This is a genomic window from Edaphobacter acidisoli, assembly GCF_014642855.1.
Taxonomy (GTDB): domain Bacteria; phylum Acidobacteriota; class Terriglobia; order Terriglobales; family Acidobacteriaceae; genus Edaphobacter; species Edaphobacter acidisoli.
The window spans coordinates 901058-916586 of the sequence record NZ_BMJB01000001.1; the positions used below are offsets into that span (position 1 = coordinate 901058).

9 protein-coding genes and 1 tRNA gene are annotated in these 15529 nt (G+C 59.7%); 7 read left to right on the forward strand and 3 right to left on the reverse strand.

Going from position 1 to position 15529, the window contains the following annotated elements; genetic code table 11:
• Positions 1-76: 76 nt before the first annotated feature.
• Both IEX36_RS03625 and IEX36_RS03630 read left to right on the forward strand, forming a co-directional pair.
• Positions 77-547: an Xre family toxin-antitoxin system antitoxin gene (locus IEX36_RS03625; RefSeq protein ID WP_188757946.1), complete on the forward strand. Its 471-nt coding sequence runs from the start codon at positions 77-79 to the stop codon at positions 545-547.
• The gene (locus IEX36_RS03630; RefSeq protein WP_188757947.1) at positions 547-1014 is read left to right on the forward strand and encodes an RES family NAD+ phosphorylase; all 468 of its coding nucleotides are present in this window, start codon (positions 547-549) and stop codon (positions 1012-1014) included. Before IEX36_RS03625 ends, IEX36_RS03630 begins: the two co-directional genes overlap by 1 nt.
• 81 nt (positions 1015-1095) lie before the next feature.
• Here the strand turns inward: IEX36_RS03630 and IEX36_RS03635 are convergent, their stop codons facing one another.
• The gene (locus IEX36_RS03635) at positions 1096-2031 is read right to left on the reverse strand and encodes an alpha/beta hydrolase (protein WP_229668684.1); all 936 of its coding nucleotides are present in this window, start codon (positions 2029-2031) and stop codon (positions 1096-1098) included.
• 232 nt (positions 2032-2263) lie between these two features.
• Between IEX36_RS03635 and IEX36_RS03640 the strand changes: the two genes are divergently transcribed.
• Entirely contained in the window at positions 2264-3904 is a 1641-nt protein-coding gene (locus IEX36_RS03640) for a carboxypeptidase-like regulatory domain-containing protein (protein ID WP_188757948.1), read from the forward strand.
• Positions 3901-5628, forward strand: coding sequence for a carboxypeptidase regulatory-like domain-containing protein (locus IEX36_RS03645; RefSeq protein WP_188757949.1), 1728 nt, complete (start codon positions 3901-3903; stop codon positions 5626-5628). The genes IEX36_RS03640 and IEX36_RS03645 overlap by 4 nt, the downstream gene beginning before the upstream one ends.
• Before the next feature lie 47 nt (positions 5629-5675).
• Here IEX36_RS03645 and IEX36_RS03650 read toward each other — a convergent pair whose 3' ends face one another.
• The gene (locus IEX36_RS03650) at positions 5676-6050 is read right to left on the reverse strand and encodes a hypothetical protein (protein WP_188757950.1); all 375 of its coding nucleotides are present in this window, start codon (positions 6048-6050) and stop codon (positions 5676-5678) included.
• Between the two features lie 133 nt (positions 6051-6183).
• Here IEX36_RS03650 and IEX36_RS03655 point away from each other — a divergent pair.
• From IEX36_RS03655 to IEX36_RS03665, 3 genes are all read left to right on the forward strand, one after another.
• Positions 6184-6271, forward strand: a tRNA-Ser gene (locus tag IEX36_RS03655).
• An 82-nt stretch (positions 6272-6353) separates the two neighbouring features.
• Complete coding sequence (locus IEX36_RS03660) at positions 6354-8150, forward strand: proline--tRNA ligase (RefSeq protein ID WP_188757951.1); 1797 nt, start codon at positions 6354-6356, stop codon at positions 8148-8150.
• Between the two features lie 28 nt (positions 8151-8178).
• Positions 8179-10791: a transglycosylase domain-containing protein gene (locus tag IEX36_RS03665; RefSeq protein WP_188757952.1), complete on the forward strand. Its 2613-nt coding sequence runs from the start codon at positions 8179-8181 to the stop codon at positions 10789-10791.
• Here IEX36_RS03665 and IEX36_RS03670 read toward each other — a convergent pair.
• Complete coding sequence (locus IEX36_RS03670; RefSeq protein WP_188757953.1) at positions 10785-15509, reverse strand: Lhr family helicase; 4725 nt, start codon at positions 15507-15509, stop codon at positions 10785-10787. The genes IEX36_RS03665 and IEX36_RS03670 overlap by 7 nt on opposite strands.
• Positions 15510-15529 lie beyond the last annotated feature (20 nt).

Consider the following 15529-nt stretch of genomic DNA (forward strand, 5'->3'; position numbering starts at 1 on the left):
GGGATGGTATCAAAGGCGCTTCGCCACTTGGCATATAATAATTGACAATGTGGCAGAAGCCCGATAGCATTGCATCATGGCACCTGCAGCAAAAGCGGCCCACGTTCTCTGGCCCTCCGAGCACGTTTCGCCCCAGTCCCGAAGGCGCGGCGCGAGTCTCGGGCTGTCCTCGGGCGACACGGTCGACCTGATTCGAAAGATCGAAGGCGGCTTTTCCTTTGCCGCTTTGGAGACCCTTGAATCGGCCAGTGGGCTTCCTTTGAATATGCTGGCGTCTGTCATCGGAATCCCGGAGCGCACACTGGCCCGGCGCAAATCCTCAGGCCGGCTCGCCCCTGAAGAGTCGGAGCGCCTGCTCCGCATTGCGAACCTGTACGAAAAGAGCGTCGAGCTGCTTGAGGGCGACCGGAAGGCGGCGGCAACATGGCTCACGTCTCCAAAGAAGGCCCTGAACCATCAGTCCCCACTGGCCTATGCGAAGACGGAGATAGGCGCAAGGGAAGTCGAAGACCTGATCGGACGGCTCGAACACGGCGTCTTCTCCTGATGCTTTCAGCATGGCGAATCACCAAGCAGAAACTCGTCGCCCAGGCTTTCACGGGCGAAGGAGCCCGGCTGTATGGAGGCCGATGGAACACGCGTGGTACGGCTGTTGTCTACACGGCACAGTCCCAGGCGCTGGCTGCGCTTGAGATGCTGGTCCATCTGGATTCGCCTCAGATACTTCAGCGATACGTGCTCATCGAGGTCTCGTTCGACGAGTCTCTGGTCGCCGAGTTGGACCGCAGTATGCTACCCAAAAACTGGAGAGCAGATCCGCCGCCAGCCGAGGTTCAGGCCTTGGGAGACGCATGGGTGGCAGGCAAGTCATCGTCAGTCCTGCGCGTTCCAAGCGTCATTGTGCCCGGAGAAGCAAACTTTCTGCTCAACCCACGTCATCCCGATTTTCGAAAGGTCCGTACAGGGAAGCCAATCACATTTGACTTCGACCGGCGGCTGACGGCAGTGCGCTAGACGGATTATGGGCTGGATCCAGCCGCACGGCGTCACTATACATAATATGTGTTATCGGACATTAGATTGAGCCCGGCCAGGCTATCTGGGAATCATCCCGATAGTTCCCAACCACGCCTCAAGCAGATCAGGCCATGCCGTAATGGGATACTTCGTGCGGCGCAGGCCGAAGGCGTGACCGCCATGTGCGTACAGATGCATCTCCACCGGGACGCCGGTCTTCTTCAATGCAATGTAATAGACCAGTGCCTGCTGCACTCCGTCCACGTTGTCATCTTCTGCCTGAACCAGAAATGTAGGCGGGGTCTGGCTGGTGACGGGAACGTATGGGTTCAGATTGAAGGTTTTGTTACTCAGGGCCAGATGTCCCGGATAGATGGGCGCGGCAAAGTCCGGACGACAGCTCTCTTTATCTGCCGCATCAACAGCAGGATACAGGCGCTTATTAAAGTGCGTACTGATCTCTGCCGCCAGAGACCCGCCTGCAGAGAATCCGAGCACTCCGACCTTATGCGGATCGATGTGCCACTCCGCGGCATGCAATCGCACGAGCCCCATCGTTCGCTGGGCGTCCTCCAGAGCGATGGGCGATTGAGGATACGCTCCCCAATACGGGTCGGAGCGCGGCGCGGGCACGCGGTACTTGAGCAGCACGCAGGTAATTCCCTTCGCAGCGAGCCAGTCGCAGACCTCCGAGCCTTCGAGGTCGATGGCGAGGATCTCGTAGCCTCCGCCGGGAAAGACGATGACGGCGGCGCCGGTGTTTTTGCCCTGTGCCGGATAGACCGTCATGGTCGGCACGGAGACGTTGCTGATGTACGTCCACGGTTTGCCGGCGACCAGCTCTTTCGTGTCCAACATGGCGCTTTCGGGTTTCACGGCGGGCCGCGCGTCGGGCGGAGTTCCGGGCCAGATCGGAATCTGTGTGTGTCCCGCAGACGGTTGCCAGACCTGTGCCTGGACGGCAAGCGGGAAAGCAGAGGCGAAGACGCTAAGGACTAAAATCAGGGATTTCACAGGGGGGCTCCGTGGCAGCTTTCAAAGCGTATACGCCACCACTCGGGGGTGGGAGTAACGAAGTGGGAACTTGTGCCCTGTGAGAAACGTTAAGCGCGGTGGATTCAGAGCAAAACCATTGGCAAGCTACCTGCTGCGGCCCATTTTCTTGCGACGTGGTGTCAAACTATCAGCAACGGTAATCGTCATTATGAATGTTCCGCTGTGAGGACGCCTGGTGCTGCCGATCACGATGAAGTTCTGGCTGCGATGCTGCGGACTGATGCTGGCGTTGAGTCCATTCGGCCCTCCATTGCGCGGCCAGATGGACGGTATCGGTTATGCGCAGTCGAGCACAGGCACGAACGCTGCGCCGGTCAACGTCACGGGCACTGTCGTGAATGCGAACACAGGCTCACCGATTGCGCGTGTCCTGGTGCAATTGGGCGGCAGGGCGATCCTGACCGATCACGAAGGCAAGTTCGAGTTCGATCAGTTCAGCGAGACGAACGCGATGCTGCGGGTGACGAAGCCCGGCTACTACTTCTCGCTTGAGCCGAGGAACGACGGCTCCCACATGCTGTCCAGCGCCGACTTGAGTGCGCCGCTGACCCTGCGGCTCTACCCGGAGGCGCTGCTGACCGGAACGGTCACCGCCCCGGATGGCACTCCTCTGAGCGGCGTATCGATCAACGCCATGCGAATCGTCTTCGACGCAGGTGGGCATCGCTGGGAACCCATCTCTCAGATGTCACGCACCAATGGCCGAGGGGAGTTCAGGATTCCTGTGCCGGCCGGCGAATACAAACTGCGGACTTTCTACGCGATGAATCAGCCGGAACAAGGAGATATCGTTATACCCCTTATATTTCCGCAAACTGCCTCAAGTACCACTTCAAATCTAATCAAGCTGGGTAGTGGCGAAGAACAGCATGTCGATCTGCACCCATTTGTTGGCACCGCTCACGCCGTATGGCTCTCTGCTGAATCTTCGACCCAGGGCATCCCTTCGATTCAGGTCCACACGGCAAATGGAGGCGCTTTTCAGGTCGGGGCGCAAAGCGAAAGCGTCGGAGGCGATCTCTTCAAGCTCGAACTGCCGGATGGAAGCTATACCTTATCGGCAACCAAGTACAGTCCTGATGGCGTGCAGTTTGCCGAGACGAACGTCACGGTGGCTGGCCATGATGTGTCGGGTGCAGTGTTGCGGTTTCAGCCTGTACCGACCGTGCCGCTGGAGATTCAGGTCAATTCGGCTACGTCCGATAATGCAAGCGCGACGGTGCCTCCGAATCCTTACCTTCTGGGCTTGATATTGCAGTCCGAGTCCGAGGACATGACCGCGGGGATGATTGGACCTACGCAAAAAGACGGTTCGTTTGGCTTCAGGGCCTCTCCAGGCACCTACCGGCTGGTGGCGCGGAACACTGGCAGCCCGTGGTACGTCGAGTCGGCCACCTATGGTGACCGCGACCTGTTGCGGCAAGATATCGAGATTGCCCCTGGAGGGGGAGGCCAGCCCATTGAACTGATGGTCAGCAATCAAACCGGAACGCTCTCCGGCAGAGTGAGCGTGAATGGCGCGGCGGGAAGAAGCTGGATCTATCTGATTCCTACAACCCCGAGTCTGATTCCTGTAGTTCGCCTGATGAGCTATGCGGACAACCGTGTCAGCATAGGCGGGATGTCCTCAGACCTGAGTGGATCCTACACAGCAAGGCTTGCGCCGGGAAGCTATCAGGTTGTGGCCTTTTCGCAGATGCATGAGGCTGACTTCAGCAATCCTGACACACTGGCGCCCTATGCCAGCCACGTGCGGACCGTGACCATCCATGCAGGAGACAAGGCAACGCTCGATCTTGACGCCGTGACGGATGAGGAGATCAAGCCATGATGCGGCGAACGTGCTCTTCCCTGCTCTCTGCCGTTCTGATGGCCGGCATCGCCGTGTTTGCTCAGACTTCAACTGCCGCATCCGCAACTCCCCCGCAGTACAGAATTACCGGAAGGCTCGTTAGCAGTGCCGATGGCTTGCCAGTGATGCATGGACACCTGGTCGCAACATTTGTAAGCGCGAGTTCACAGAATGGGCAGCACTCATCCATTGAAGTGGATGCAGATGATCAAGGCCGATTTAACATCCAACTGCCTTCAGCGGGTATGTGGAATTTAACGGCCCTGGGGCGTGGCTTTGTGCGTAACGGATATCTCGGGCATGAGCAGTTTTCGAGCGGCGTCGTGCTGACTGCGGAGCACCCCGCGACAGAGATTACATTCGCGCTTGCTCCGCAAGCGATGGTGAAGGGCATCGTCACAGACGAGGCTGGCGAGGCCGTGCGCAACGCGCAGGTATCGCTGGTCCGCGTAGAGCAGGCTACGCCAGAGGGCATAGGGCAGTCGCAGCGTCGCATAGCGCAGACTGACGACCGTGGAGTGTATGAGTTCGATGGCTTGCAACCGGGAGAGTATCGCCTCTGCGTAACCGCGCAGCCGTGGTATGCCGTTGCCGCCGGACGTGGGCAGCAAAATTCAAGTGATAGTCCACCGCTCGATCCATCGCTCGATGTCGCGTACCCGGTTACTTGGTTTCCCGGCAGCTCCGACCCGGATGCGGCCGAAGCGCTCATGCTGAAGGGCGGCGATGTGCGCGAGGCAGACTTTCATCTGCAACCGGTCCCTGCGCTGCATCTGCTGATCGACCCGCCAGCAGAGACAGGAGATCGCCGAGGCGCGCGCTACTTCCCTGTCGTGCAGCGCGTTGACGGCGGAAACTATTTTGTCCAGCCAGTAGTCCGGACGAACGCCGATGGCCAGATTGATGTCGGAGGGCTGACGCCGGGTTTGTACCAGGTGCAACTCCTTGGTCCGGGCGCGCCAAACCTGCGCGCAAGCGTTCAGGTTGCCACCGGTGGACAGACGCTTAGCTTCAATGGCGCGCTGAATGAAGCCAATGTGACGATTGAGATTGACGGCATACCTGAAGATGAGACGGGTTCGCTCATCGCAAGTCTTATCGGTGCGAACGGGCGCACATTCGCTATAACGGACGGTCTGCGTGTGTCGAGATTCAACCGGTCGAGGCAAATGCCTGCCCGCGTCGCAAAACCCGCAGATGGCGCAGACAAGAAGCGGCCACCGAGGATGCTGAATGTCCCTCCAGGAAAGTACAACGTAGTGCTGCGTACAACACGCAACAACTCCGATATCTATCTGGCCGGAATCACGGCGAAAGGCGCACAGGTCGCCGGACGCCAGGTGACGCTTCCTGAGGGCGCATCTACCCTCACACTGCATGTCGTCGAAGGTCGTGCACAGCTGGCGGGCGTCGTCGCTCGTGGCGACAAACCTTCAGTAGGCACATTGGTGATGCTTGTTCCAGCAACACTCGATGAACCGGGCGCAATCCAGTTCGTTCGGCGCGACGAAAGCAACACCGACGGCAGCTTCATCATGAGGGACATCATTCCTGGCGAGTACATCCTGATCGCCGTAGAGGACGGGTGGGACATCAACTGGAAGGACAAAGCAACGCTGGCGCGCTATCTCGGCGGCGGTGTCGCGGTAAGTCTCGCAGCAAAGAGCAACATCGCGCAGAACATCACGGCGCAGCGGCCTTAATCTCTACAGTTGATGAGTGTGAGTCAGTTGGAATCGATGAGAAGCGGCTAAGTCGCCGTAGGGTTGAGCCTCTTCCAGAGAAGGAGTCCAGCCAAACCAACCATACTGATTGCTGCAATCCCATCCTCGATGCTCCGCGGCTGGTTTCCCCGATGAACCGAAAAAACGATCTGACAAACACCAACAACGACGATTGCAGCAACAATTTTCATCTCACCGGCATTGTCACGGCGCTTGCGCCATACCCATAGGCGCTGAATGTCCCAGACGGTTAGGATGCCGACGATCATTCCATCAATCTGGAGTGGCCAGTCGATGCCACGATTCTCGAAAAGTTTATCCAATAGGATGCCTAAGAAGGTTCCCCCAATGAAGGGGGCAGAGCGTGAACTACGAAGCGTATCGAACAGCCGCGCTTTCATGCTGGCCATTCTCTCAGAGGGATCCAGAACGGCTCAAGCTATTATTCGTTCCAATCAACTCACGACTGAAGGATGCGGCGATTCGGCTTTGGCGGCAAGTCTGTGTTAAATTCATAGAGGCCGCAATACTTGCGGAGAGATGGCCGAGTGGCTGAAGGCGCACGCTTGGAAAGCGTGTATACCGCAAGGTATCCAGGGTTCGAATCCCTGTCTCTCCGCCACTTCCCTTCCTATAGAATTGACAATCATCCCCCAAAAGCCCGCGCGTATCATCGCAGCCGGCAGGAAAGTGTTTGTTTGCCAATGCATCGCTGGTCCCAGCTTTTTATTCCGACCCTTCGTGAAGCACCCGCCGACGCCGAAGTTGCCAGTCACAAGCTCCTGCTCCGCGCAGGGTACGTCCGCCAGCTTGGCGCGGGCATCTACAGCTACCTCTTCCTCGGCAATCGCTCGGTGAACAAGATCATCGCCATCGTCCGCGAAGAGATGGACGCGATCGGCCAGGAGTTCCTCCTCCCTGCTCTGAACCCTAAAGAGGTGTGGGAGGCCAGCGGACGCTGGACCGGCATGGGCGACAACATGTTTCGCCTGAAGGACCGCAAAGGCGCAGAGCTTTGCCTGGCCATGACCCACGAAGAGATCATGACCGACATCGCCCGCAAGGAGCTGCGCAGCTACAAGCAGCTTCCGCAGATCTGGTATCAGATTCAGACGAAGTTCCGCGACGAGCCGCGGCCAAAGTCGGGCCTGCTGCGCGTGCGGCAGTTCATCATGAAGGACAGCTACTCGTTCGACATCGATGAGACCGGTCTCGACGAGAGCTACCGCAAGCACGACGCGGCGTACCGCCGCATCTTCTCGCGCTGCGGCCTGCAGTTTGTCGCGGTCGAAGCGGACTCCGGCGCAATGGGCGGCTCGGCCTCGCAGGAGTTCATGGTCTACACCGACGCGGGCGAAGACCTCATCGCATCAAGCGTCTCTGGCTACGCGGCCAATCTCGAAAAGGCGACCTCGCAACTCACGCCAGTCACCGAGATGGAGCCGACGGGCGACGGCACGCCTGAGCTTGTTCACACACCGGGCAAAGCTGCCATTGCCGACGTTGCCGAGTTCTTCAAAATCTCCCCTGCGTCCGACATCAAGACCGTCGCCTACATGGGCCAGACGAAGACCGCCGATGGCAAGACCGTCGAGCAGCCGGTCATCGCCTTCCTGCGCGGCGACCACTTCGTCAACGAGACGAAGCTGTGCGCAGTAGCTGGTGTCTCCGAGCTGCGCCCGATGGTCGCCGAAGAGCTCGCGCTCTACTTTGAAGGCCCCGCAGGCTACCTCGGCCCCATCGGCCTCAAAGTCCTGCCCGCAGCGAAGGGCGATCCACGCGCCACGACCGTCATCCTCGACAAAGGCCTCGAAGGCCGCAAGAACATGGTCGCGGGCGCAAACAAACTCGACTATCACTTCCGCAACGTCGCACCGGGCCGCGACTTCACCTGGACCGCAATCGCCGACATCCGCAACGTGAACGAGGGCGAACCGTGCCCCATCAGCGGACAGCCGCTCAAAGTCGCAAAAGCCGTCGAGATCGGCCACATCTTCAAGCTCGGCCGCAAGTACACGCAGTCGATGGGCGCGAGCGTGCTCAACCGTGACGGCAAAGAAGTCACGCCGATTATGGGCAGCTACGGCATCGGCATCGAGCGCATCCTCACGGCCGCGATCGAAAGCTCTGCCGCGGCCAGCGCAGGCGCGTCCTACGCGCTGCATCCGGCCATAGCGCCGTTCCAGGTAGTCGTCACCATCACGAACGTCGGCGACGCCGCCTTGCGCGAGGCGGGCGAAAAAGTTGCCGCTGCGCTTGAATCCGCAGGAGTCGACGTTCTGCTCGATGACCGCGACGAGCGCGCCGGCGTAAAGTTCAAGGACGCCGACCTGGTTGGCATCCCCTATCGAATCAATATCGGACGTGGAGTAGCGGAAGGCAAAGTTGAATTTGTAGATCGCCTCCAGAACCAAACGAGTGACCTTGCACTCGACAATGTAGCCCGGGAGGTTGCCGCCAAGGTAACATCAGCCCTGCACAACCCGGTTGCCGGAATGTAACTCTAATCGTCCAAATCGAAAGAGCATTTTGCCAGTCAAACTCAAATACGGCAGCGCACGCGGTGGAGCGCAGGACACCTTCGGCTACAGGGTCCTGCAGGCATTTCTGGTCTTCCTTCTGGGATGCGCCGTTCTATGCGTCGGCGTCTTCAGCTACTACTACGTTCATTACAAGCACGTCGTGGACGACCGGCTGGCCTCCGGCCATCTCTTCGCCAGCGTCTCACAGATTTACGCTGCGCCGAAGGAGGTCCGCGACGGCCAGAAGCTGACCGCCTCCGAGATCGCCGCCGACCTGCGCCGCGCCAACTACAACGCCAACCCGCAGATGGGCACCTTCCAGCTCAACGGCGACAGCATCTTCATCAAGCCCGGCCCCGAGAGTTACCACTCCACCGACGGCGCGACCATCACCACCACAGGCGGCGTGGTCACGAGTATCGCGGCAGAAAACGGCGCGCAGTTGTCTGCCTACGAGCTGGAGCCGCAGCTCATCACTTCGCTCTCCGAAGACGCCAACCGCACCAAGCGCCGGATGGTCACGTACGACCAGATTCCGCCGCGCCTGGTGCAGGCCGTGACCTCGATCGAAGACCGCCGCTTTTTCGAGCATAGCGGCGTCGATTACCACAGCATGATTGGCTGGGCATGGCACGACGCCATCGGCGACCGCAGATTCCGCGGCGGCGGATCTACGCTCACGATGCAGCTTGCCAAGGACCTCTTCGTCCAACCCAACCGCTCCAGCAAGTTCGAGTACATCAAATACAAGATGAACCAGATCCTCGTCGCCTTTCAGCTCGAGGCACGGTTCAGCAAGCAGCAGATATTCGAGATGTACGCCAACGAGATCAACCTGGGCCATCGCGGCAGTTACGCCATCAACGGCTTCGGCGAGGCATCCCAGACCTACTTCGGCAAAAGCCTGCGCCAGCTCGACACAGCGCAGTGCGCGATGCTCGCCGGCATGATCCAGAGTCCAAGTCGCCTGAATCCGTATCGCCATCCGGAACGCACAACCGCGCGCCGCAACATCGTGCTCGACTCGATGGTCGAGACCGGAGCCATTACCGAAAGCGAATCCACAATCGCCAAGGCCGAGCCGCTCCATCTCGCTCCGCCCAATGTCGACGCCGGCGAAGCTCCCTACTTCGTCGACCTGGTACACGATCAGCTTGTGCAGCGCATCGGCGACCAGGACCTCGCGCACCAGAACCTGCGCATCTACACCTCGCTCGACCCGGACCTGCAACGCATCGCTGCCGAAGCCGTTGAAGAAGGCATGAAGCACGTCGATGAGCTGGTCCGCAGCAAGCATCGCAACCGCAAGGGCGAGATTGCCGGCGACATCACCTACCCACAGGTTGCGCTCATCGCCATCAACCCGCACACCGGCCAGGTTTTGGCGCTCGTTGGCGGCCGAAACTACGGCGCGTCGCAACTCGACCATGCCCTCTCCCAGCGCCCCACCGGCTCCATCTTCAAGCCGTTCGTCTATGCTGCGGCGTACAACACTTCGCTCAATAACACGAACCTCGACGGTAACGGCCCCTTCACTGCGCTGACACAAATCAACGACGACCAGCAGGACTTCGGCACCGCCGACAAATCATATATGCCAGGGAATTTTGTCAAAGGCGAGTACCCGGGCATGGTCACGGCTATCACAGCGCTTGAGCACTCACTGAACATCGCCACCATCGCGCTGGCCCAGCAGGTCGGTTACGGAAACGTCGCGGCGCTTGCCCGCTCTTCAGGGATCGCCAACGCACGCGCGACTCCGTCCGTCGCCATCGGCACCTACGCGGCCACGCCCATCGACATGGCTGGCGCGTACACCGTCTTCGCCAACAACGGCGTTCACATCGATCCGTGGATGCTCGCCTCCGTGCGCAACCCGAACGGCGATATCGTCTCGGACTTCTCGCCGGTTGCCAAGCAGGTGCTCGATCCTCGCGTAGCCTATCTCACGCAGTCGCTCATGGAAGACGTGATCAACTACGGCACGGGATCCAGCGTGCGCGCGCTCGGCTTCACCGCGCCCGCAGCGGGCAAGACCGGCACGGAGCACGATGCATGGTTCGCCGGCTACACCTCGAACCTGCTCTGCGTCATCTGGGTCGGTAACGACGACTACACCGACATCAAGCTCCAGGGAGCAGATGCGGCCGCGCCGATCTGGGCCGAGTTCATGAAGCGCGCCGTTCAGCTTCCGCAGTACTCCGACGTGAAGCCGTTCACGCCTCCCAGCGGCATCACCATCGACAGGATCGACAAGACCACCAACATGCTGGCCGACTCGTCCTGCCCGGACAACGACATCACCGTTGCCTTCCTCGATGGCACCGCTCCAGCCAACACCTGCAGCCAGATGCACGAGAGTCCGGCGAACTTCATCGAAAAGATATTCGGGTTCGGCGGCCACACGAACACCCCAACGCAGCAACAACAGCCTGCCCAGCCGCAACAACCGCCATCAACTCAGAACACGCACGCACCACCAGCCCCACCCACAGAGACTGCTCCTGAAACCCAGCAGGCACAGCCCAAGAAGAAGAAAAACTTCTTCCAGAAGATATTCGGTGGCGGCAACAAAGATAAAAACAAAGATCAGCAAGATCAATCCGAACCGCCTCAGTAGGAACGCTGCTGCGTCGCTCCAGCCGCACGCTGCTTTCGCACGTTGAACCCTCGCGCTCCCGCGGAAAATCCCGCCTCCAGTAAATACCGGGCAATCCAGTGCTCCGCTACTGGCCCCCCATTGATGGTGGCGATCAGCATCCCGGCCCGCAGGTCTTCTTCACCTTGCGCCTGCACCTGCTCAACCAGAAACTTCGCAAGACGTTCGGCAACATGTGACCGCTGCGGCTCGTCCTCCGGCAGAAACATCTGCACATTCGGATTATCGCGACGCATGTATACCACAAGATCGCCATCGCACAGGATGACGCGCGCACCCACGCTTCTTGTGAGCGCCATCCCCTCTTCGGGCCAGCGCAGCAAAGCGCCGTATGGGTTCGCCGGATCAGCCGCCGCAAGTTGCACTATCTCCACCCGCGCCGGATCACTCTGCGCGCGCAGAGAGCGCAGCAGATCGACCGCAGCGGGCACAGCGAACTGCGTGGCCCCCAGCTCCGCCACAAAATATCCGCGGCGCAACTTCCCGCTCTCCTCCATCGCCTTCATCACATCGTAGACAGCAGAGAAACCGCCGGGCAGGTTCTCCGCATGCGCCGTCTCGCGGAACACAACGCCATAGCGCGCAAGCAACTGCTGCGCCATCGCATGGCTCCACTCGGTCATGCGTTCGGGTGTAGGACGCTCATCAGCAAACGCAGCCCGCTGCAGCGCCCACCGCCCTTGAGCGGCAGGCGGAGTCGTCCGGCGCGAATGAAATCCCGTCTGCTGATGCACGCGCCGAGCAGGCTTGCTCGACGCAGGCCGCTCACAATAGGCGCGCAGCGCAGCCATGCCATCGTTTGTGACCAGGCCCTTCCACACCAGGCTCCAAAGCGCAGCTACCGTCTCTCCGGGATAACCTCCGCCGATGCCTTCATGCAGTTCCGCGAAGAACGACGCGCCATGCTCACGCAGATAATCAACGATCTGCTGCTCGCGTTCGCTGGCTGCGCCTTCTCTCTTTACTGGCGCCCACAGCGCCGGCAACTTCTCGGCAAGATAAAGAGCAATCCGCCCATCATGTTCGCCTAGCGATTCGATCCCGCACCACACCACCTCACCTGCGGCGATCAGTATGTCGAGATCGGCAGGTTTGTAATTCGAGATGCGCGCAGGAAGAATCTCCGTCTCAAGTATCGAAGCGGGCAACGCCGCGCCTTGAAGAGTCTCGATCGTATCGAGCAACGCGTCCAGTCCACGACGAGGCTGCACAACGCCCTGCCAGCGTGTAATCAACCGCGCCAGCGTTCGCTCTTCAACCGGCTCAATCTCCTTGCGCAACCGCGCCAGTGACTTGCGCCGTATCGTTCGCAAAACCTCGACGTCACACCACTCACGATGCGAACCTTCCGGTCTGAATCCACCTTCTGCGACGCGCCCCGACTGGACAAGACGCTCCAGCACCGGTTCAACGCGCTCGACAGAGACACCAAAACGCCGAGCCGCTTCGTGTGCTGTGAAAGGTCCATGCGTCCGCGCAAATCGCCGCATCAGGTCCAGCATCGCGTCCGTCACAGGGGCCAGCAATACAGCAGGAAGCCCTTTCGGAAGCTCCAGTCCAAGCGCATCTCGATATCGCGCCGCGTCTTCGACTGCAATCAGCCGCTTCTCATCAGCAACCTCGATCTCTATTGCGCGCCGGATACGCAACAGCCAGGCAGCACTGTTTGCAATCTCCTCGGTCGCGCATCGTGTGCGAAGCTCTTCCCGCGAAAGGTCTCCCAGCCGAAGCAGCATATCGTGCACAGCATCCATGTCGCGCGCACGATATCCCTCAGCGAGACACTGCAACTGCTTCTCCGTTTCATCCATCGCGTTCGGGTCGAGCAGTTCGCGCAGATCGGCTTCGCCCATCAACTCACGCAACTGGTTCTGATCGATCGTCAACGCCTGCGCGCGCCGCTCAGCCAGCGGAGCATCACCGTCATAGATGTAGTTGGCAACATAGCTGAACAGCACAGCAGAGGCGAACGGGCTTGGCCTCGTCGTATCCACCGTGTGAACAAGCAACTCGCTGCTTTCAATACCGCGCAAAATCTCCGCAAGCGCAGGCATATCGAATACGTCGCGCAGGCACTCACGATAAGCCTCCAGCAAAATCGGAAATGATGAGTACCTGCTCGCCACGCTCAACAGGTCATACGCCCGTTTACGCTGCTGCCATAGCGGCGTTCTTCCATCCGCGCGCCGCCTGGGCAACAACAAAGCCCGTGCCGCGCTCTCTCGAAACTTTGCCGCAAACAAAGCCGTCGCGCCCAGCTGATGAATCACGAGACTGGCCGCTTCAGCAGGCTCTAAAAGCAATGGGGCGACGGAAGGCGGCTCATCCGTCTCAGGAAAACGAAGCACGAAGCCATCTTCGCTCCACATCGTCTCTACATCGGGACCACCACTAGCGCTGACCTTTGCCGCTGCTGCAACAGCCCAGGGTGCGTGAACTCTGCTGCCAAACGGCGTGAGCACACAGACCCGCCAGAAGCCCAGTTCGTCACGCACACGCTCGACCACAATGCTACGGTCATCCGGAACGATCGTCGTAGCAAGCTGCTGGTCGGTCAGATAGCGCAGCACATTCTCCGCCGCATCCGGTGCAAGATCGTGTTCCGTAGTCAACCGCGCCATGCCAACGCTGTGCGGAGCCTCGCGCAACTCACGCACGAGCGCGCCAATCCTCCTCCCAAACTCCAGCGGCCGTCCCGCGCGGTCTCCATGCCAGAAGGGCATCTTCCCCGCTTCGCCAGGAGCAGGTGAAACCAGCACGCGGTCCTGCGTAATCTCTTCAATGCGCCACGACGAAGCACCAAGCGTGAACACCTCGCCCGGCTTGCTCTCGAAGACCATCTCTTCATCCAGCTCACCCACGCGCACCGGCTTCGCGTGCTCTCCAGCCAGAAATACGCCGTACAATCCGCGATCTGGAATCGTGCCTGCATTCAAAATCGCAACGCGCTTCACTCCACTGCGCGGCGTCAGCCAGTTGTTAATCCGGTCCCACGTAATACGCGGCCGCAACTCCGCAAATTCATCCGACGGATAGCGCCCCGAAAGCATATCGAGCACGCCGTCAAACGCAGTGCTGCTCAAAGAAGAAAATGGAGCACAGCGTCGCACCAGCGCAAACAACTCTTCATAGCCAATGCCAGGACCGTCATCCTCGCCATATCGCCTCGCACTTGCACTGACGATCGGAGGATGGGCCACAATTGCCACAATCTGCTGTGCCAGAACGTCCAATGGATTGCGAAGAAAGCGGGTAGACTCAACGTGTCCTTCATGCATGGCGCGCGTTACAGCGGCACACGCAACCAGATCGCCGCGATACTTCGGGAAAATAACGCCACTCGAAGGCACACCCACACGATGCCCCGCTCTTCCAATCCGCTGCATTCCAGCAGCAACCGAAGGCGGCGCTTCAATCTGCACCACAAGATCGATCGCGCCCATATCGATTCCAAGCTCAAGCGAAGATGTAGCAACCAGAGCCCGAATCTCGCCGGCCTTCAGCAGCGTTTCAATCTCCGCCCGCTGCGACGCCGCAAGCGAGCCGTGGTGCGCGCGTGCCAGCGGCTCTCCTGCAAGCTCATTCAGCGCGCCAGCAAGCCGCTCCGCAGTGCGACGTGCATTGACGAAGATCAGCGTCGAGCGCCGCTCACGCAGAAGCTCCAGCACGCGCGGATAGATCGACTGCCAGATCGAAGTCTGCTTTTTCTCCTGATCGTCGCGAGAGGGGCCGTCTGTCCTTGCGCCAAGCCGCGCCATGTCTTCAACAGAGACCTCGACTCGCAGCTCAAGGGCTTTGCGCGCCCCTGCATTCACCACCGTGACGGACCGATACTGCAGCGCCCGATCCGCTGTTGAACCATCGAACACGGCCTTCTCGATCAGCTGCTCTGCACGATCTTCATTGCTTGTTGGAGCTACCTCAGCGACAATCTCGCCCATCGGTTCCGACGACTCAGCCCCACCTAAAAAACGAGCTACCTCTTCAAGTGGTCTCTGTGTGGCAGACAGTCCAATCCTCTGCAAACGCCGCCCTGTCAAAGACTCCAGCCGTTCCACAGACAGCATCAGATGCGCGCCACGTTTGCTTGGCACCAGCGCATGGATCTCATCAATGATCACGGTCTCAACTGATCGCAGCGACTCCGCCGCATCCGAGGTGAGCAGCAGATACAAACTCTCCGGAGTTGTAATCAGAATGTCAGCCGGATGCCGTTTGAATCGCGCACGCTCTCGCTGCGACGTATCGCCAGTGCGCACGCTGATCTCAGGCATCTGCACCTCGATGCCCTCTTGCTTCGCCATCTCCGCGATGCCATGCAGAGGCATCTGCAGATTTCGTTCAACATCTACCGCAAGCGCCTTAAGTGGCGAGACATAAATGACACGGCAACCAGAAGCAGTTGTGTTTTCCGGCCGCATCATCAGCCTGTCGATGCACCAGAGAAAGGCCGTCAGCGTCTTGCCCGTGCCCGTAGGCGCAAGAATCAGGGTGGACTCACCGCGCGCAATCGCAGGCCACCCTTCGACCTGCGGGGCCGTCGGTTTGCCGAGCGCCTTGCGAAACCATCGCGCGGTAATGGGATGAAACAAGGCGAGCGTATCCGTCTCTGCAACGCCACTCGAACCAGCCTTCGCTGTTTCCCTCGAAGCGTTCGATTTGGAAGTAACTCGCGGCATAGCTTCTACGCTTTTAGAAG

Bases quoted from the DNA above. Each gene is read 5' to 3' on its own strand.
- IEX36_RS03625 (WP_188757946.1), top strand. From the start codon at position 77: ATGGCACCTGCAGCAAAAGCGGCCCACGTTCTCTGGCCCTCCGAGCAC.
- IEX36_RS03630 (WP_188757947.1), top strand. From the start codon at position 547: ATGCTTTCAGCATGGCGAATCACCAAGCAGAAACTCGTCGCCCAGGCT.
- IEX36_RS03640 (WP_188757948.1), top strand. From the start codon at position 2,264: ATGAAGTTCTGGCTGCGATGCTGCGGACTGATGCTGGCGTTGAGTCCA.
- IEX36_RS03645 (WP_188757949.1), top strand. From the start codon at position 3,901: ATGATGCGGCGAACGTGCTCTTCCCTGCTCTCTGCCGTTCTGATGGCC.
- IEX36_RS03650 (WP_188757950.1), bottom strand. From the start codon at position 6,050: ATGAAAGCGCGGCTGTTCGATACGCTTCGTAGTTCACGCTCTGCCCCC.
- IEX36_RS03660 (WP_188757951.1), top strand. From the start codon at position 6,354: ATGCATCGCTGGTCCCAGCTTTTTATTCCGACCCTTCGTGAAGCACCC.
- IEX36_RS03670 (WP_188757953.1), bottom strand. From the start codon at position 15,509: ATGCCGCGAGTTACTTCCAAATCGAACGCTTCGAGGGAAACAGCGAAG.